The organism is Pantoea sp. X-Soil-ISGK-275, assembly GCF_059730795.1.
In genome coordinates this window covers 648,983-666,882 of sequence record NZ_AP035977.1, presented here as the reverse complement: position 1 = coordinate 666,882, position 17,900 = coordinate 648,983, and the positions used below count along the sequence as shown (strand labels likewise).

Sequence of the window (17,900 nt, the reverse complement as noted above, 5' to 3'; positions counted from 1 at the left end):
TCACTCCGCTTTGGCCGCGACAAACTGCGTGCTAAACGCGCTCTGCCAGTCGGTGGACGCTTTGAGCAGACCGGCGTTGACCATAAAGTCACGCGTTGCCTGCCAGCGCTTATCCGTCATCACGCCTAAACCTTGTTTCGCCGCATCACCGCCGTCAATCAGGTGCAGCGCTTTCATTTGCGACACGCCGAAGGCGAGAATTGCGTCGGTCATCTGCGGGTTCTCTTTTTTGATCAGTGCATTACCGGCAGCCGGATTGGCGAGGTAGGATTGCCAGCCTTCCATCGATGCCGCAACAAAACGCTTCATGACGTCCGGCTCTTTTTGCAGTAAATCGTCGCGCGTCACCAGAATGCCGCCGTACGCCGGGTAGCCATAATCGGCAAACAGATAGAATTTACTGTCCGGCTGCACCTCTTTGATTTGCTGCACTTCGGAGGTGGCATACGCCTGCTGCGCAGTATTTTTGTCGGCGAGGAAGGGTTGCATGTTGAAGGTGTAAGGGCGAGCTTGGCCATCCTGCAGCTGATATTTGCCTTTCAACCACGGCCACCAGCTGGCTTGTCCGCTGGCTGAAACCAGCACGGTTTTCCCTTTCAGCTGATCCAGCGACTGCACATCGCCGTGGGTGACAATGCCTTGTGGATCAAACTGAAACGGCGCGGCGATGGCCTTCAGCGGGAAGTTGCGCTCAACGCCCTGCAGCACTTGCAGATCGTAGCTGACGATGACATCAGCACGATTCGCCAGCAGCAGCGTCATGTTATTCAGCTGCGGCCCGCCGGAGCGCACCTCAACATCCAGCCCGTATTTTTTATAGATGCCAGTGGCGAGCGCCTGGTAATAGCCGCCTTGTTCAGCCTGAGCAACCCAGGTGGTTTGTAATACCAGTTTGTCGGCGGCGTGCGACAGGGCAGAGGTGCTCAGCAGAGCAGCGAATAACGAGAAACGGAAACGCGACATTGTCATAAAACCCCCAATAAACGTTGAGTTTGTTGTCGTCATCAGGGGCGTTGCGGCGCATGGCGTGCTCACGATACGTAATTCGCATCGTCCCCTGACGAGGTACAGCTAATGCTGTAGAGCAATGTCCTGCGTGAATCTGCTGTCACGCTGACCGCTTATACTCAATAAGGATTTAGCAATGCGCATGCCATGTATGTAACACAATGAAATTATTAGCTTTAATCTGAAATGTGATGAGATTTTGTATCATCCACTGATCGTTGATGATGCAAGGCACCCCTTTTTGCACCGCCGTTGTGCAGGCATGATGCGCAAGATGGCTTAACTTGTTGATTTAGGTAGCACCGTGAGATGGCACAGGCTTTGCTTGTCTGAAAATGAGTAGAAGCTGTCAACCGTGGTTTCACCCGGTGGGTCATTGCTCGATCGCCTGCACGTAAAGCAGGCGCGGGGATGACTGCCACACAGCGGGTGGGTCATCCGTTATCGCTCAATAACGAGGTGCACCAATGGAAAAGACCACTTATGACATGCATGAACTGGCAAAAGAATCGCGGATGGGCGCGCGCGGCGTGGAAGCGGCGCGAGATGTGCGCATCATCGATCTCTCCGATTTCGAACAACGTAAAGCGGAAATAGCCGATCAGCTGTGGCAAGCCGCCACTGAAATTGGCTTCTTCCAGGTTTCCGGCCACGGTATTCCCCTCGACGACATCAATGCGGCTTTTGCTAACGCCGAGCGCTTTTTTGCGCTGCCACAAAGTGACAAAGCACGCCATCCACTCAGCCGCAATGCCGGCTGGGAATATCGCGCACAGATTCGTCCCTCCACCGGCAAACCGGACCAAAAAGAGTCGTATCAGGTGACACGTCCGCGCATGGAAGGCTTGTGGCCAGATGATGCCACTTTGCCGGGCTTCCAGCATGATGTATTGAAGTTCGAGCGTCAGTGCTGGGAAGTGGGCATGCGTTTGCTCTCCTGTTTTGCCCTTAAGCTGGGATTTCCCGACGACTTCTTTGCCAAAGCGCATGAGCCCTCGCGCGAAACCTATCAAAGCACGCTGCGGATGCTGCACTACTTTGCTATTAGCGGTGAGCCAGATGGCCCGTGGCGTGCGGGTGCGCATACCGATTTCGATTGCCTGACCTTGCTGTTCCAGCGTGATGGGCAGGGCGGTTTGCAGGTGTGTCCGGGCAAAGAGATGGAGGAGCAAATCTGGACGCCGATCGCGCCGCTGGAAGGCTTAATTACCTGTAATATCGGCGATATGTTGATGCGCTGGAGTGACGACAAGTTGCCGTCGAATTTCCATCGCGTCAGCAATCCGCTGCCGGGTGAATCGTTGCCGGCCCGCTACAGCCTGGCGTTTTTCTGCCAGGCGAACGAAGACGTGATTATTGAAGGACCGGAGAAAAAATATCCGCCTATTTCCGCGAAGGATTATCTGGCGCAGCGTATTAGCGCCAATTTCTCCGGCAAGTATTAAACGTACAGCTGTAAGTCGAAATTGATGTCATTCTGTGCAGGAGCGCAAATATTCTCCTGCACAGAAAAAGCGCAGCGCGGGAAATAGATTTTTAACTCAAATACAAGATGTTACCGTTGCGTAAACTTAGGTAAAAACAACCGGCAAATAAAAGATTTCACCGCGCGCCTATTTATTTCTGCAACTTTTTTACGGTATAAATCTCTAACCACTGTCTCCCTCAGCGAAAACACCAACACATGATCAATTCTGCCGCCAGCAAAGTTATCGCCTGCCTGTTTCTTTTTACTCTGGCCGGCTGTTCTTCTAAGTCTTCGCATGCGCCTGCAGAGGACAACGTGGATACCTCGGCTGACGGTGGCAAGCAGCCCGATTTAATTCCGGTGATTGCTGCGCTGCACGATCAGATGCATTCGTGGGAAGGGACCAAATATCAGTGGGGCGGTACGCAATTAACCGGCGTCGATTGCTCGGGATTTGTCTGGCGCACGCTGAAAGATCGCTTCAATATTCCGATGGACCGCGTCACCACCAAAGAGTTAATCGCCATGGGCAAACCGGTGGATCAGGCGCATCTGCAACCCGGTGATTTAGTGTTCTTCCGCATTAAGCGCGAGCTGCACGTCGGCTTTTATGACACCGATCATCAATTCCTACACGCGTCGGTGAGTCAGGGCGTGATGCGCTCTTCGCTCAATAATCCGTACTGGAAATCGGTTTATTTAGAGGCACGACGTTTGCCGAAAGAACAGAATTCGCAGATCAGTTTCAATTATAAAAACAAGGTTTGATGAGTGCGCATTAATGCGCGAATGTTCGAAAGGATCGCCATGAATGGCGACCCTACGGTTAATTAAAACTGATACGAAACGCTCATCGAAACACTGCGCGGCGCGCCATAAACATAGCTGTTCATGTAGCTGTAATATTCGCGATCAAACAGGTTATCGATGTTCGCCTGCACCGCCACCTGCTTTGTCACCTGATAACGCGCAAACAGCGATGCCAGTGGTATGCTGCCCTGATAAACGCGCACGGTATCGCCGCTGGCATTGGTGGCATCTTCAAACACGCGGTTCTGCCAGTTGATGCCGCCGCCAACCGTCAGATCCGGCAACATTGGTAGCTGATAACGGGTGAACAGTTTGAAGGAAGTTTGCGGCTGATAGCTGTTGAAGCGTCCATCTTTATCCCGCGCCACGTAGCGTGTGGCACCGAACGTCAGCTGCAGATTATCCGTTAGCGCACCGTTCAGCTCAAACTCCGCACCTTTGCTGACTGCACCTTTAGCGGGCGCATAAGCCTGCTCGTTACCGCTCAAGTAGACGCCAGCAATCGCCTGACCCACGTTATCCTGCTCAATGCGGAATACCGCAACCGTCGCGGTTAATCGACCATCATACCAGGCGGACTTCAGGCCGGTTTCATAGCTTTTGCCGGTAACCGGCGACAGGTATTTGCCGCTGGTATCGCGGTAGGTTTGCGGCAGGAAGATCGAGGTATAGCTGCCGTATGCTGACCATGTATCGTTGATGTCGTACACCAAACCGGCGTAAGGCGTGGTGTTATTTTTCGTCATGTCGCCGCTGCTGCCGTTGGTGCTCCACTGCGTGTAGCGCGCACCAATAATCAGCGACAGCGGATCGGCCAGCGAGAAGCGCGCGGCGGTGTAAGCGGATTTCTGGCGGATGGTATCGTCAGCATTCTGATACCAACCTTGCCACTGCGGCTCGGCGATGTTGCCGTTCCAGCTGTTGTTGAAAATGCCCATATCGGCTGAGGCGATATCGTAGTTTTCCAGATCGGTAACGCCATCCTGGCTGTAAGTCGCATTGTGCTGGCGGCTGTAGCTCACGCCCGCCATCAACTGATGCTGACGCCCTAACAGCTCAAACGGGCCGCTGGCGTAGCCATCGAACGAATCCATCTGGCGTTTACCGCGATCCATGCTGCCGTAGCCGGTGGTGCCTTCGCCGCTGTCCTGATCAGGGCTGCCCGTGACATACAGCAACTTATCGTTGAAGGTATTCTCCGCGTGCGTGCCGTTGACGTAGATGTTCCAGCCGTTATCGAAGTTATGATCGATGTCGGCGAACACTTTGCGCGAATTGGTGTTGTAGCGTGCCCAGTTGGCGGCGGAGTTGAGGCTGCGATCGTAATGCGTGGTGGCGTTGTTGCTGTAGAACATCGGCAAACCGCCCCACGTTGGATTGCCGGTGTTGGCATCTTCGTAGTCGTAGCCCAGCGACAGCGTGGTGTGCTCGGTGATATCGGCATCGATCACGCCGTAAAGGAACTTTTTGGTTTTGTGGTAACGATCGAGCCAGCTGTCTTCATCGCTGTACCCGGTCACTACGCGGCCGCGCAGGCTGCCATCCTGATTCAACGGCGCAGAGAGATCGGCAACATAACGCTGTTTGTTCCAGCTGCCGTAGCTGGCGCTGACCGAGCCGGTGAAGGTTTTGCTGTCGGCGTGTTTGCGTACCATATTGATCGACGCTGACGGGCTGCCCGCGCCAGTCATCAATCCGGTGGCACCGCGTACGATCTCAATACGATCGTAAATGGCGGTATCCGAGGCGGCATCGCCGTAGTTCCAGCTGTCATTAACCGACGTGGGGATACCATCAAAGGAGAAGTTGGTGACTTTAAAGCCGCGCGAATAGTATTCCGAGCGCTCACTGTCCATCAGGTTGGTGGAGATGCCGGTGGCGTTGGTCAGCACATCGTTCACCGATTGCAGGTTCTGATCCTGCATGCGCTGCTGCGTCACCACACTCATCGACTGCGGCACATCGCGTGGCGTTAGCAACAATTTGGTGCCCGCCCGCGTGGTTTTCACCGCGTAATCCTGCTTTTCGTTATTATCGCTGTCGCCGGTTGCGGATGCATCGACCACCAAATCCTGCTGCGTGTCGCTGGCCGCCTGCGCCATGTTTGGCGTAAGCAGCGCATGAATCGTCACCGCCAGCAGTGAGACGTTAAAGGTTTTCCTGATGCCAGACATAAAATTTCCTGTAAAAATCGTGTTATAGGAAGCTGTTTTGCTTCGTTTTTTATCGTTTACGGTGTGACTTATCCGCCGAAAAGGGCAGAAGAGCAGGCACGCAAACTGCCACTGCGCATTTATTGAGAAAGCCAATGATAATCATTTGCTTTAAAGAATCTGCGGAAGGTTTCAACTGCAATTGTAATAATGTGTAAGCGGGCTATTAATCAATGGTTTACAGGTGAAAATAACCTGTTAATTGCTAATGTTTTCGTGTTTTTAAAGCGATATCTGGACGTTTTAGGCAAAGAAAGGTGTGCGGCTAGCAAGACAGAATTCACGGCAAAGTAAAGAAGATCGTCGAGAAAGTTGCTAACTTTATGCTAATGCGTATGATTCTCATTCTTCTTGTATTTTCCGTACGCGCACGCGCGCAACGGAGCCGTTCATCCATTAATGGAGTTGAGCATGAAATCGTTATTTAGCCCGCGCAAAGCCGCCTTAGCTGCAGCGATCGTCGCTGCTTTCAGCCTGACCGCTTGCCAGGCTCCGGCTAAAAAAGCCGAAGCGCCAGCCGCTGCTGCCAAGCCAGTTGATACTTCTCTGACCCAGCGCACCCTGGGCGATGGCCTGTATGAAATGGCGTACTCGCCTGCGGCGAAAGCGTTATACGTTGCCAGCGCGCAGAGCTTTAAAGACGTGAACGGCGGTGTGATTTATCGTCTCGACCCAACCACGCTGGAAACTAAAGGCGTGACGCATACCGATCTGAAAAACTTTGGTACGGCGATCGATGAAGCGGGTAGCGTGTTCTACACCACCAACTCGCTGGATGGCGCCATCTCGAAAGTGGATGCGCAAAGCGGCAAAGTGCTGGAACGTTTAGTCTTCCCAGGTAAGAAAGATAAAGAAGGTTATCCGGCGGGCGCGCGTGAAGTGCTGTGGCACGGCAACGAGTTGTATGTCGGTCGCGTGGCCGATCCGGGGTACATCTCGGTGGTTGACGTGAAAACCTTCAAGCTGAAAGCCACCATCAAGAATGCAGGAAAATGGGTAACCGGCATCATCTATTCTCCGCTGACTGAGCGCATTTATGCGACTAACGGCGCGGGCGAGATTCTGGTCATCAATCCACGCACGCACATAATTGAGAAGCGCTGGACGGCGGGCGACGGTAAAGAGTACTTGTTCCTGAATATGGCGGAAGATCCGGCAACCGGTCGCCTGTTCGTTACCGACGATTCGAAAGGCAAAGCCACGCTGGTGTTTGATGAGCGTACCGGCAAAGTGATCAAACGTATTGAAGGCGATGCGCTGGCTATCAAATTCAATGCTAAGCGTAATGAGATCTACATCAGCCAGCGCGAATCGAAGAAAGTGCTGCAACTGGATGCCACTACGTACGCGGTGAAAAACAGCTGGTCGTTTGATAACAATCCAAACAGCCTGCTGATTGGCCCAGACAACAACACGTTGTACGTAACGTTGAAAGCAGAGTTCAACAAAGACTCCTCAACCAAAGGCCAGGATCAGATTGCGCGCATCGCGCTGAAATAATCCCCTCAAGCGGTAACGATAATTCCTGCCCTCGTAAGAGGGCATTTTTGTTTCCAATGGCTTATAACTGTGCAGGTTAAGCTGTTTTCCCCTGTTAATAACGAATAAGGCGCTGGCTATGTTTAAAGGATTGAGTGCGTTTCCCCTGACTCCGCTGAATGCTTCTGGAATTGATGAGAAAGCTTTTCTTCATATCCTTGCGCGACTCACGGCAGCAAAAGTCGATTCACTTAGCGTGCTGGGTTCCACTGGCAGCTACGCCTATTTCACGCGCGAACAGCGCAAGCGCATTGCGACGCTGGCGGTGCAGCATGCGGACGCTATTCCGGTGATGGTCAGCATTGGCGCGGTGAGCACCGATGAAGTGCTGCGACTTGCCGAGGATGCGCAACAAGCCGGCGCCAGCGCGTTGCTGCTGCCCGCCGTTTCCTATCAGAAGCTCACTGATGACGAGGTGTTTGGCCTGTATCAGGATGTCACGCGCTACGTTTCGCTGCCGGTGTGCATTTATGACAATCCCGGCACCAGCCACTTTGTCTTCTCCGATGCGCTGCATGCGCGTATCGCCACGCTGCCGCACATCGCTTCCATCAAAATTCCCGGCGTGCCAGCGGAAATTGCGGCGGCGACGCAACGGGTAAACGCTTTGCGCGATCAATTACCGCAAGACGTCACGATTGGTGTTAGCGGCGATGCCTTTGCCGCAGCAGGCCTAATCGCTGGTTGTGAAGTGTGGTATTCAGTGTGCGGCGGACTGTTCCCGCACACCGCTAAAGCAATGACGGATGCGGCGATGGCGGGAGATTTTGCGGCGTTAGCCGAACAGGGACAGCGGCTCGCACCGCTTTGGGCGCTGTTTACGCAACACGGCGGCAGTATCCGCGTCATCGCTGCAGCGGCCAGTGCGCTGGGCCTCGCTGAGTATGATTGCCTGCCGCGCCCACTGCGTTCGCTGTCGGCGGCGGATGTGGTGGAAGTGAAGAGGGTGATTACAGATCTCGAGTTGGCGTAGTGATAATGAGTTGATTAACTGTGATCGCACTAATAGTTAATCTGATAATAGTTTCAATGGTTATTATTATTTCCATCGAAGGCGCACAGCCTTCACATCAAACAACTAAAGGAATACGACCATGAAAACTATCAAAACTCTGACTATCGCCGCTGCTGCCGCTCTTTCACTGATGTCTGCTGCTAGCTTCGCTCAAACCGTTTCAGCTACTTCTCTGACGCTGGATGGTGCTGAAGCCAAAATCGCTGCACAGGCTAAACAGAATGGTGAGCAATATAAAATTCTGGAAGCAAGCAACGGTAACGTCGTACATATGACCGCAGAACTTTACAAATAACGGATGGTTGCATACGGATGTGCCAGAACAGGTCGCCTACGGGCGGCCTTTTTTGTCGATAAAGCATCGGGAACTGTATAGTTATGTAAGTTATCGTGATCGCACTAATGGTTAATATTGAAACGATAACATCAGTTATTATTATTTTCATCGAAGGCACACAGTCTTCTAATTAAACCACTAAGGATTATGACCATGAAAACTATCAAAACACTGTCTATCGCCGCTGTTGCTGCTCTTTCAATGATGTCTGCTGCTAGCTTTGCGCAGAGCGTCTCTGTTGAGTCTTCTACTCTTGATGGCGCAGAAGCAAAAATCGCTGCACAGGCACAAGAGCAGGGTGCGCAGTACAAAATTACTGAAGCCAACACGAATAACCGCGTACACATGACTGCAGAACTGTACAAATAAGTTAATCGCACAAGACGTTGTATTAAGGCCGCCTCCGGGCGGCTTTGTTGTATCTGCATGTCCGTAAATGGCCTGCGCATGTCCCGCCGTCCGCTCGCGCTCTGTGTATCATCAACGCAGTTCTCCTCCACACGGATATCGCATGAAAACCTACGTCAGCAAAAACTTCTCACCTGCTAAAGCCTGGGATGCGCTAGACATCGCCAACTTTGGCGGCACTAGCGTGCGTCTGCACTGGACCAATCAACCTTACAAATGGCACATCAATGATGGCGAAGAAGTATTTGTGGTGCTGAACGGCGCGGTAGAGATGCATTACCGCGATGCGGGCGAGGTGAAAAAAGTGCTGCTCAATACTGGCGACATTTTTTACGCCAGCATTGGCACCGAGCATGTTGCGCACCCGCAAGGCGAAGCGCGCGTATTAGTGATCGAAAAAGAGGGTTCGGTTTAAAGCCTGATACTGACGCACCTAAACACGCTAACGCATCAAGTGTGTCAAACCGGTCGTTGGAAATTCACAATCGTGCGAAAAGTAACCGTCTGCGCGCATCGGGCGCTGTGTGGTGAGAGGCGAGTTTTATCCACAGGTTAACGGCGACTCTACACACGGGGATTGTGGATAACCTTCAGCAAGGTGCCCTTAATGTGGACCTCAAAAATTAATTGATGGCATTCACAAAGCGGCGCGTTATCTGCTGTGGACGCGTAATCGCGCCGCCGACCACCACTGCATGCGCGCCCAGCGCCAGACAGTGCGCCGCCATTTCCGGCGTTTCGACATTCCCTTCGGCGATGACCGGCACTTCTACCGCAGCTAAAACGTCACGCAGGAAGCGGCAATCATCGGCAGCCAGATAACAACCTTGCGTTTCTGCGGTGTACCCGTGCAGCGTGGTACCAACGCAATCGAAACCTAATTCCGCTGCCTGACGCGCTTCTTCCACTGTGGCGATATCAGCCATCAGCAGCAAATGCGGATAGCGCTGGCGAATCGCCGCCACCAATGCCGGCAGCTGCAAATCGCCAGGACGCGTGTGCAGCGTGGCATCCAGCGCAATCATCGCCGGATTCGCCACCATCAACTCATCCACTTCCCGCAACGTCGCGGTGATATACACATCGCTGCCGGGATAGTCGCGTTTAATAATGGCGATAATCGGCAAATCCACAGTTTGCATAATCTGCTGTACGTCGAGCAGGCTGTTGGCGCGAATCGCCGCTGCGCCGCCTTCCATTGCCGCCAACGCCATGCGCGACATAATAAATGGGCTGTGTAACGGCTCATCTTCCAGAGCCTGACACGAGACCACCAGTTTTCCCTGAATCTGGGCCAGCATCGGTGCTTTCATAGTGCGAGTAACTCCTCTACTTCATTTTTGATAATGGTGACGTGCGGGCCATAAATCACCTGCACGCCTTTGCCACGTTGGATCACGGCGCGTGCGCCGGTGGCTTTCAATGCGTTTTCATCGAGCTTGCTGCTGTCGATCAGCGTGATGCGCAGACGCGTGGCGCAGCAATCTAGTTCGGCGATGTTCTGTTTGCCACCTAAAGCCGCGATGACCTGCAGTGGACGTTCTCCGGCGACCATCGGCGCTGTTTCAATGCTGGCATCTTCACGGCCCGGCGTTTTGAAATTGAAGCGGGTGATCAGCAGGCGGAAAGTAAAGTAATAGAGCAGGAACCACGGCACGCCAACCAGCGGGACATACCACCAATGGGTTTTCGCTTCGCCCTGTAATACGCCGAACAGAATGAAATCGATCAGGCCGCCAGAGAAGGTTTGGCCAATGGTGATGTGCAGGATGTGGGCGATCATAAATGCCAGCCCATCAAACAGCACGTGGATGACATACAGCACCGGTGCAACAAACAGGAACGAGAACTCAATCGGTTCGGTGATACCGGTAAGGAAAGAGGTCAGCGCTGCCGACAGCAGCAATCCGGCCACGCGTTGGCGGTTTTCCGGTTTGGTGGTGTGATACATCGCCAGACACGCGCCGATCAGGCCAAACATCATGGTGATGAAGCGCCCAGACATAAAGCGCGCGGTGCCAAGGTAGAATTGCTGGGTATTAGGATCGGCAAGCTGGGCGAAGAAGATGCGCTGCGTGCCTTCCACCAGATGTCCGTTAACCACTTCGCTGCCGCCGAGCGCGGTGGTCCAGAATGGCAGATAGAAGATGTGATGCAGGCCGAACGGGCCAAGCAATCGCAGCACGAAGCCGTAGATAAAAGTGCCGAAATAGCCGGTGGCATCCACTAGGCCGCCGAGGCCAAAAATCAGCTTCTGGAAATGCGGCCAGACAAGGGTCATCGCCGCGCCCACCAGAATGGCGACCAGGGAACTGATAATCGGCACAAAGCGCGAGCCACCAAAGAAACCAAGGAACTGCGGCAGAGCAATTTTGTTGTAGCGATTATGCAGCATGGCCGTGACCAGCCCGATCACCACGCCACCAAATACGCCAGTTTCCAGCGTTTGAATGCCAAGCGCCATGCCTTGTCCCACCGCGCTTAGGTTGCCCTGCGCCAGCACGCCGGTTAGCGTCAGCAGCGCATTGATGGTGGCGTTCATCACCAGATAAGCCAGCAGCGAGGCCAATCCAGCGGTGCCTTTGTCGCTTTTAGCTAAGCCTACCGCTACGCCAACCGCAAACAGCACCGCGAGGTTGGCGAACACCACTGAGCCGGCGCTGGCCATAATGGTAAACACGCCCTGTAGCCAGGCGACATCGAGGAACGGATAGGCTTTGATGGTATTGGGATTGGAGAGTGCACCGCCAATGCCCAGCAGCAAACCGGCTGCCGGTAGCACGGCGATCGGTAACATGAACGACTTGCCAAAACGCTGAGCTTTTTCGAACCAACCTCCCGATGAGGCACCGCTGAAAATGGATGACATAAATTTTTATTCCTGAAGTGATACTGCGGTAAAAATTATTACCACAATCTAATTCATTAGGTGAAAATTTCCATCATTATTGTGATAGCTTTCACTTATGCCCTAATCTGCTGCACACTGTGCGCCATTAATGCCGTGAATCAGAGAGACCGCCATGACGGACAATGAAAACATCTTGCTGCACCTGCGCCAGGGTTTGCCGGGCTACAGTCCAACGCTGCAAAAGCTGGGCGATTTCATCCTCACCGACCCGCAGAAAGTGCTATATCTCACCATCACCGAACTGGCGCGTGAGACCGACACCAGCGAAGCGAGCGTGACGCGGCTGTGTCGTCATCTCGGCTGCAAAGGCTACACCGAATTCAAAATGGCGCTGGCGCTGGATGTGCAACACAATCAGCCCGCTGCACTTACCAGCGGTGACAGCATCGACATGCTGGTAGAGGAAACGGTGCAGGCGCTGCGGGATACCGGGAAATTCATTAACCGCGAGGTTTTACAGCTTGCGGTGGAAGCGCTGCATCAGGCCAACACCATCCAGATCTACGGCGTGGCGGCCAGCGCGATTACCGGTGAGTATCTGCACTATCGCCTGTTGCGCTTAGGCAAATCGGCGCAGCTGTTTGGTGATATGCATCGCGCGGCGATGAATGCCTCGACGCTAAAAGAGGGCGATTTGGTGATCGCCATCTCTGCATCCGGTTCAACCAAAGATGTGATGCATGTGGTGAAGGTGGCGAAGAAGCAAAACGCGCGCGTGCTGATGCTGAGTAATACACTGCGCAGCCCGATGGGCAGCTTAGCCGATATGCTGCTGGTGGCTGCAAGGCCGGAAGGCCCGTTCAACGCCGGTGCGCTGAGCGGCAAAGTGGGCGCGATGCTGCTGGTGGAAGTGCTGATTAATGAATTGATGACGCACGATGCACGTTATCTGGCGGCGAGCCAGCAAACGGCAACGGCGACGTTGCCGATGTTGATGTGATTTGCGTGGGATGGGGGAAGGTCGCCATGAATGGCGACCCTACGGCGTGAGATTTGATTATTCGCTGGCTAACGCCGCTACCGGATCCATGCGCGCGGCTTTGCGCGCCGGAAGATAACCAAAAATCATGCCGATGATGGTGGAGCAAGCAAACGCCGCGCCCGCCGACTGCCACGAGAAGATCGCCGTAATCATGCCGCCCGCCAGCAGGCTGATAATCGGTCCAATCACCAGCGCTAACGCGACACCGAGCGATCCGCCCACCAGACAGACCAGAACCGCTTCGATCATAAACTGCTGCATGATGTCGCCGCGTCGCGCGCCCACCGCCATACGCACACCGATTTCATGGGTACGCTCGGTTACCGACACCAGCATGATGTTCATCACGCCGATGCTGCCAATCATCAGCGCAATCGAGGCGACCAGCAGAATCAGCAACGTTAAGGTTGCGGCGGCGTCTTCAATCGCTTTACGGTATTTGTCGCGGTTGAACACCAGGAAATCTTTGGTGCCGTGACGCGCGGTCAATAATTGCGTCAGCGATTCCACCGCCGGGCCGCTCACCACATCATCCTTGAGTTTAATGCTGATGCTAGTCAACGCGGTTTGCCCGCTGATGCGATACATCACGGTGCTCCACGGCAGCCACACGCTGAGGCGATTGGGCGACATGCCATCGTTGTTATCCGCCACGCCAATCACCCGCACCGGCACCGAACCCAACACGATCATCTTGCCAATTGGGCTTTGACCCTGTTCGCCGAACAGTTTATTGCGCGTGTTGGTATCAATGATGATCTCCTGACGCGCGTGACGCTCATCGCTGAAGTTGCTGCCTTCCAGCAGTTTGATGCCCTGAATCTGGAAATACTCTTTACCGACGCCATAAACCGAGGTTTTGGATGCGTTGGAGAGATAGCGAATCGGCTGATTGGCGATCATTTCTGGACTGACCGCCGCAACAAACTGCTGGCGCCCAATCACATCAGCATCCGCCATCACCAGCGTCAGCACCGGATGCGCTTCATCCTCAACGAAATCACCACCGGCATAGATTGACACCACGTTGGTGCCGAGCCCGGAAATACTCTCCAGCGTTTTTTGCCGCGCGCCCTGGCCGAGCGCCACCACCGTAACCACTGCCGCAATGCCAAAAATGATCCCGGTCATGGTCAGCGCGGTGCGCAGTCGATGCGCGTTCATCGCATTCAGCGCCATGCGCAGCGATTCGCGTAAGCGATCGAGAAAGCCGCGCAGTTTGCTCTGACTTTTACGCGCTGCGGGAGCATATTGCGCACGCGTGGCATCCGGTTTGCGGCCGCTGTCGGCAACAATCTCGCCGTCCTGAATCTCAATAATGCGATCGGCGTGCTGCGCCACTTTCATGTCATGCGTCACGATGATCACCGTGTGACCTTCGCGATTGAGATCGTGCAGGATGCGCAGCACCTCTTCGCCGGAGTGTGAATCCAGCGCGCCAGTCGGTTCATCGGCAAGAATAATTTCGGCACCATTAATTAGCGCGCGCGCAATACTGACGCGCTGCTGCTGGCCGCCGGACAACTCGCCCGGCTTATGATGTTCGCGGCCCTGCAAACCTAAACGCGCCAGCAGATCCGCCGCACGCTGCTGCCGCGCTTTGCCCTGCAGATTGGCATAAATAGACGGGATTTCAACGTTGCTCAGGGCGCTAAGATCGGGCATCAGATGATAGCGCTGGAAGATAAAACCGATGTGTTCGCGGCGTACTTTCGCCAGCGCATCCGGCGACAGCGTGGCGGTGTTCTGACCACTAATCAAATAGTCACCGCTATCCGGCGCATCAAGGCAGCCGAGAATGTTCAGCAGCGTCGATTTACCCGAACCGGACGGCCCGATAATCGCCACCAACTCGCCGCTGGCGATACTCAGATTGATGTCTTTCAGCACATGCAGAGATTGTGAACCGTTAACATAGCTGCGCTGAATGTTTTTCAGTTCGATAATATTCACATCACCACCTTGTCAGCGCCCGCCGTCTGCGTGGCAAGGATCACTTTCTCGCCGGCTTTTAAGCCGCTCAGCACCTGAATATCAACGCTGTCAGTGATGCCGGTGGTGATAATGCGTTTCACCGGCTGGTTATCCTGATCCGGGATTTCCACATAGGTTTTGCCGTCGGCATCTTTCTTCGTCGCCTGCACCGGCACCAGCAACGTATCTTTCACCGCATCACGAATGAGATTGACCTGCGCGGTCATGGAGATGCGCAGCGCGTTGTCCGGGTTTGGCACATCCAGCAGGGCGTTATAATAGACGGCCGCATTGGAGGTGCTGCTCGACGTGCTCTCGCTATTGCCCATTAGCGCGTCATCTTTCATCACCGATTCGGGTGCCAGTTCGAGGCTGCGTAGCGTGGCGTTGTAGCGTTTATCCGGATTGGAGAAGGTGGTGAACCATGCTTGCTGACCGGGCTGCACATTATTGATGTCGGCTTCGGAGATCTGCACTTTGATCGTCATGGTACCGAGTTGCGCCAGTTTAGCGATGGTCGGCGCCGTTTGCACCGCGTTCACCGTTTGGCCTTGCTTGGTGACAATGGCGATGACCGTGCCATCCATGGGCGCCATGATGCGGGTATAGCCGAGATCGAGCTGCTTTTTATCCACCTCAATCTGCGCCTGAATCACGCGCGCTTTTTGCGCCGTCAGTTCTGCGCGCGCACTGCGCCAGTTTTCTTCTGCGGTGTCAAAATCCTGACGCGAGATCGCATTGGTTTTAATCATCTGCTGCAAACGCTGATATTGCGCTTGCTGTCGCACCAGCGCGGCTTCGCGGGTTTCCAGATCGGCCTGCGCCACGCTCAGCGCCGCTTGCGCATTACGCAAGTCGCTGCGTTGTGGCTGATCGTCAATTTCGGCGATCAGCTGGCCTTTGCTGACGCTATCGCCCGCTTTGATATAGAGTTTTTTAACCTGCCCGGAAACCTGCGCACCGACGTTAACGCGTTCAATCGCATCCATTTTGCCGGTGGCGGCAATTACGTTTTCGATATTGCCCTGGCGCACTTCGGCGGTGACCACCGCGTTGGGTTTATTGCGTGAACCGGCGTAATGCCAGATCAACAGCAGGAGAATGACCACAGTCAGCGTGGCGAATAGCCACTTTTTCGAGATATTGAGCATAAGCGTCCCTTTTATGAAGTGAGAATCATAATCACTTCAGGCAACAAACTGGAGAAAATTCGCCGGATTTATCTGAGTAACGTGCGTTGGTTGAAAAATGATTAAATTTTTCCGAATAGAAATGGCGGCTGAGTTGTTTACAGCGTATCTGAGTCACTTGTTGCCTCAGCACTGAGTTCCATCCATAACACGCCATGAGGATCAACCATGTATACAATGATGAAATTACGCTGGTTAGCACTGCCCGTATTACTGATGACGCTGCATGCGCCTGCTGCCCTGGCAATGGGCGATGATGACAGCGACAAAAAGACGCCGGATTGCCCGAAAGGCCAGGTTTACGACAGCAAATCTAAATCCTGCGTGCCGGAGAAAACCAGCATGCTGAGCGACAGCGACAAAACCAATTACGCTTATCACCTGGCGAAAAAGGGCGAGTATCAAGCGGCGATCAACTTGCTGGATACGCTGCATAATCAGAACACCAAAGAAGCCTGGAACTATCGCGGTTATGCCACGCGTAAGCTGGGTAAAACCGACGAAGGCATGGCTTATTATCAGAAATCGATCGCACTCGATCCGAAATATGCCAAAGTGCGCGAATATCTGGGCGAAGCCTGGATGATAAAAGGGCGGCCGGATCTGGCTAAAGAGCAGCTCACTATCATCAAATCGTTGTGTGGCGTGGATTGCGAAGAGTATCGCGATCTCAATGCCGCGATTCAGGGCCATCCGGAAGCCTGATGAACGCCGCGTTTAGAGGATATCAAAAATCACCAGTACTGAAGTCCGCCAGCATTTAGCGGCGCATTTGGCCCGCCTGTGGCGCTACGCCATGGTGTTGTCCCGCAACCGCGATGTCGCCGAAGAACTGGTGCAATCCACTTGTGTCCGGGCGCTGGAACGCAGCGCCCAGTACACGCCCGGCACGCGTATCGATCGCTGGCTGTTTAGCGTGCTGCATTCGGTGTGGATCAATGAACTGCGCGCGCAGCGGGTGCGCCTCGGGCAAGGCTTTGTCGACAGCGACGAGCTTGTTGCGGCGGATCAGCAACAACATGATGAGCAACGCCGTCAATACGCCAAAGTGATGCAGCGAGTGAGTCAGTTGCCAGAAGCGCAGCGCAATGCGGTATTCCTGGTTTACGTCGAAGGATTCACCTATCAGGAAGCCGCCGATACGTTGGCGGTGCCGATTGGCACCATCATGAGTCGCCTCGCGGCGGCGCGCACGACCTTAGCCAGCGCAGCCACGTTGCGCCCGGCTGGACAGGAGAAACGTTTGTGAAGGCAGCAAGTTTTAGTTCGCCTTATGCGGACGAGGCCATCGTCGCCTGGCTGGATGGCGAGATGCGCGCGGATGAAGCGCTGGCGTTTGAAAATGAACTTAAGCGCAGCGAAGCGCTGTCGGCGCGCACTGCCGAGCTGATGAAAAGCAATCAACCTTTTGCTGAGGCCTTTGCGCCAATGCTGGATGACGCACCGCTGGAACGCATGTCGCCGCGCTTGGCGCATCTGCTGGCAACCACACCGTCCGCGCCGCAGGTCAGCCGCCGTGCGCTGATCGCCGCGTCGGTGAGTTTTTTGCTGGTGGGCAGCGGCATCGGTTTTCTGGTGCGACCGGCAATAAAAGCTGAGCAGGGCGAAAGCGAAAAGATCCGCGAGCTGGAAGCACAATATATGTCGCTGTACAGCGCGGAAACGCTGGCCGACGTCGACAGTTCACCGCCGGTGTTGCAGCAATCGCTGGCGCGTACCGCGCGCGATCTCGATCTGCATTTCACGCCGGCGCAGTTAACGCTACCGGAAGCGACGTTAAAAAGCGTACGCATGTTGCGTTATGACGATGCGCTGATTACGCAGATAGCCTGGAATCACAGCAGTTACGGCCCGATGGCGCTGTGTATTTCGCGCGAAGATCATCAGCAAACCACGGATTTGGCGCAGGAGAAACGACAGGGGATGAATGTGGTGTGGTGGCATAAGGCGGGGTATCAATTTGTTTTGATTGGCCGAAATCCTGCGCAGCAGTTGAAAAAGACCGCGCAGGCATTAATACAGGCAATGCTGGCCTAGGGTCGCCA

17 protein-coding genes are annotated in these 17,900 nt (G+C 54.2%); 11 read left to right on the top strand and 6 right to left on the bottom strand.

Going from position 1 to position 17,900, the window contains the following annotated elements; translation table 11 throughout:
- Positions 1-963 (bottom strand): ABC transporter substrate-binding protein, encoded by a 963-nt coding sequence (locus AC6I8A_RS22570; RefSeq protein ID WP_497819348.1) that lies wholly within the window; start codon positions 961-963, stop codon positions 1-3.
- Positions 964-1,475: 512 nt separating this feature from the next.
- Here AC6I8A_RS22570 and AC6I8A_RS22565 point away from each other — a divergent pair.
- Complete coding sequence (locus tag AC6I8A_RS22565; protein ID WP_497819255.1) at positions 1,476-2,453, top strand: isopenicillin N synthase family dioxygenase; 978 nt, start codon at positions 1,476-1,478, stop codon at positions 2,451-2,453.
- A 239-nt stretch (positions 2,454-2,692) separates the two neighbouring features.
- Positions 2,693-3,244: a C40 family peptidase gene (locus tag AC6I8A_RS22560; protein ID WP_256698584.1), complete on the top strand. Its 552-nt coding sequence runs from the start codon at positions 2,693-2,695 to the stop codon at positions 3,242-3,244.
- A gap of 62 nt (positions 3,245-3,306) precedes the next feature.
- On the opposite strand, the gene fhuE is transcribed toward AC6I8A_RS22560, so the two are convergent.
- A complete protein-coding gene (gene fhuE / locus AC6I8A_RS22555; protein WP_497819254.1) occupies positions 3,307-5,460 on the bottom strand; it encodes a ferric-rhodotorulic acid/ferric-coprogen receptor FhuE in 2,154 nt (717 codons plus the stop codon).
- Between the two features lie 450 nt (positions 5,461-5,910).
- Here fhuE and AC6I8A_RS22550 point away from each other — a divergent pair, with 450 nt between their 5' ends.
- The 5 genes from AC6I8A_RS22550 (at position 5,911) to AC6I8A_RS22530 (ending at position 9,213) form a co-directional block, all read left to right on the top strand.
- A complete protein-coding gene (locus tag AC6I8A_RS22550) occupies positions 5,911-6,999 on the top strand; it encodes a YncE family protein (protein WP_256698586.1) in 1,089 nt (362 codons plus the stop codon).
- Between the two features lie 118 nt (positions 7,000-7,117).
- Positions 7,118-8,011, top strand: a complete 894-nt coding sequence (locus AC6I8A_RS22545) for a dihydrodipicolinate synthase family protein (RefSeq protein ID WP_497819253.1) — start codon at positions 7,118-7,120, stop codon at positions 8,009-8,011.
- Positions 8,012-8,132: 121 nt separating this feature from the next.
- On the top strand, positions 8,133-8,348 hold the full coding sequence (locus AC6I8A_RS22540; RefSeq protein WP_007890154.1) for a YdgH/BhsA/McbA-like domain containing protein: 216 nt from the start codon (positions 8,133-8,135) through the stop codon (positions 8,346-8,348).
- Positions 8,349-8,543: 195 nt separating this feature from the next.
- Positions 8,544-8,759: a YdgH/BhsA/McbA-like domain containing protein gene (locus AC6I8A_RS22535; RefSeq protein ID WP_007890153.1), complete on the top strand. Its 216-nt coding sequence runs from the start codon at positions 8,544-8,546 to the stop codon at positions 8,757-8,759.
- 142 nt (positions 8,760-8,901) lie between these two features.
- Positions 8,902-9,213, top strand: a complete 312-nt coding sequence (locus AC6I8A_RS22530; protein ID WP_256698588.1) for a cupin domain-containing protein — start codon at positions 8,902-8,904, stop codon at positions 9,211-9,213.
- 208 nt (positions 9,214-9,421) lie between these two features.
- Here the strand turns inward: AC6I8A_RS22530 and AC6I8A_RS22525 are convergent, their stop codons facing one another.
- Entirely contained in the window at positions 9,422-10,111 is a 690-nt protein-coding gene (locus AC6I8A_RS22525) for an N-acetylmannosamine-6-phosphate 2-epimerase (protein ID WP_497819252.1), read from the bottom strand.
- Positions 10,108-11,667, bottom strand: a complete 1,560-nt coding sequence (locus AC6I8A_RS22520; protein WP_497819251.1) for a PTS transporter subunit EIIC — start codon at positions 11,665-11,667, stop codon at positions 10,108-10,110. The genes AC6I8A_RS22525 and AC6I8A_RS22520 overlap by 4 nt, the downstream gene beginning before the upstream one ends.
- A 154-nt stretch (positions 11,668-11,821) precedes the next feature.
- Between AC6I8A_RS22520 and AC6I8A_RS22515 the strand changes: the two genes are divergently transcribed.
- Entirely contained in the window at positions 11,822-12,649 is an 828-nt protein-coding gene (locus AC6I8A_RS22515; RefSeq protein ID WP_497819250.1) for a MurR/RpiR family transcriptional regulator, read from the top strand.
- Between the two features lie 57 nt (positions 12,650-12,706).
- Here the strand turns inward: AC6I8A_RS22515 and AC6I8A_RS22510 are convergent, their stop codons facing one another.
- Positions 12,707-14,644, bottom strand: a complete 1,938-nt coding sequence (locus tag AC6I8A_RS22510; RefSeq protein ID WP_265303413.1) for a MacB family efflux pump subunit — start codon at positions 14,642-14,644, stop codon at positions 12,707-12,709.
- A complete protein-coding gene (locus AC6I8A_RS22505; RefSeq protein ID WP_497819249.1) occupies positions 14,641-15,816 on the bottom strand; it encodes an efflux RND transporter periplasmic adaptor subunit in 1,176 nt (391 codons plus the stop codon). Before AC6I8A_RS22505 ends, AC6I8A_RS22510 begins: the two co-directional genes overlap by 4 nt.
- A 207-nt stretch (positions 15,817-16,023) precedes the next feature.
- On the opposite strand from AC6I8A_RS22505, the gene AC6I8A_RS22500 reads away from it, so the two are divergent.
- The 3 genes from AC6I8A_RS22500 to AC6I8A_RS22490 are packed head-to-tail and all read left to right on the top strand — an operon-like array spanning position 16,024 to position 17,892.
- Positions 16,024-16,560, top strand: a complete 537-nt coding sequence (locus AC6I8A_RS22500) for a tetratricopeptide repeat protein (RefSeq protein WP_256698594.1) — start codon at positions 16,024-16,026, stop codon at positions 16,558-16,560.
- A 19-nt stretch (positions 16,561-16,579) separates the two neighbouring features.
- Complete coding sequence (locus AC6I8A_RS22495) at positions 16,580-17,104, top strand: sigma-70 family RNA polymerase sigma factor (protein WP_256699128.1); 525 nt, start codon at positions 16,580-16,582, stop codon at positions 17,102-17,104.
- Complete coding sequence (locus AC6I8A_RS22490) at positions 17,101-17,892, top strand: anti-sigma factor family protein (RefSeq protein ID WP_497819248.1); 792 nt, start codon at positions 17,101-17,103, stop codon at positions 17,890-17,892. The genes AC6I8A_RS22495 and AC6I8A_RS22490 overlap by 4 nt, the downstream gene beginning before the upstream one ends.
- Positions 17,893-17,900 lie beyond the last annotated feature (8 nt).

Coding starts and splice junctions, on each gene's coding strand:
- AC6I8A_RS22500 (WP_256698594.1), top strand. CDS start 16,024: ATGTATACAATGATGAAATTACGCTGGTTAGCACTGCCCGTATTACTG.
- AC6I8A_RS22525 (WP_497819252.1), bottom strand. CDS start 10,111: ATGAAAGCACCGATGCTGGCCCAGATTCAGGGAAAACTGGTGGTCTCG.
- AC6I8A_RS22520 (WP_497819251.1), bottom strand. CDS start 11,667: ATGTCATCCATTTTCAGCGGTGCCTCATCGGGAGGTTGGTTCGAAAAA.
- AC6I8A_RS22530 (WP_256698588.1), top strand. CDS start 8,902: ATGAAAACCTACGTCAGCAAAAACTTCTCACCTGCTAAAGCCTGGGAT.
- AC6I8A_RS22545 (WP_497819253.1), top strand. CDS start 7,118: ATGTTTAAAGGATTGAGTGCGTTTCCCCTGACTCCGCTGAATGCTTCT.
- fhuE (WP_497819254.1), bottom strand. CDS start 5,460: ATGTCTGGCATCAGGAAAACCTTTAACGTCTCACTGCTGGCGGTGACG.
- AC6I8A_RS22540 (WP_007890154.1), top strand. CDS start 8,133: ATGAAAACTATCAAAACTCTGACTATCGCCGCTGCTGCCGCTCTTTCA.
- AC6I8A_RS22570 (WP_497819348.1), bottom strand. CDS start 963: ATGTCGCGTTTCCGTTTCTCGTTATTCGCTGCTCTGCTGAGCACCTCT.
- AC6I8A_RS22560 (WP_256698584.1), top strand. CDS start 2,693: ATGATCAATTCTGCCGCCAGCAAAGTTATCGCCTGCCTGTTTCTTTTT.
- AC6I8A_RS22505 (WP_497819249.1), bottom strand. CDS start 15,816: ATGCTCAATATCTCGAAAAAGTGGCTATTCGCCACGCTGACTGTGGTC.
- AC6I8A_RS22565 (WP_497819255.1), top strand. CDS start 1,476: ATGGAAAAGACCACTTATGACATGCATGAACTGGCAAAAGAATCGCGG.
- AC6I8A_RS22535 (WP_007890153.1), top strand. CDS start 8,544: ATGAAAACTATCAAAACACTGTCTATCGCCGCTGTTGCTGCTCTTTCA.
- AC6I8A_RS22515 (WP_497819250.1), top strand. CDS start 11,822: ATGACGGACAATGAAAACATCTTGCTGCACCTGCGCCAGGGTTTGCCG.
- AC6I8A_RS22550 (WP_256698586.1), top strand. CDS start 5,911: ATGAAATCGTTATTTAGCCCGCGCAAAGCCGCCTTAGCTGCAGCGATC.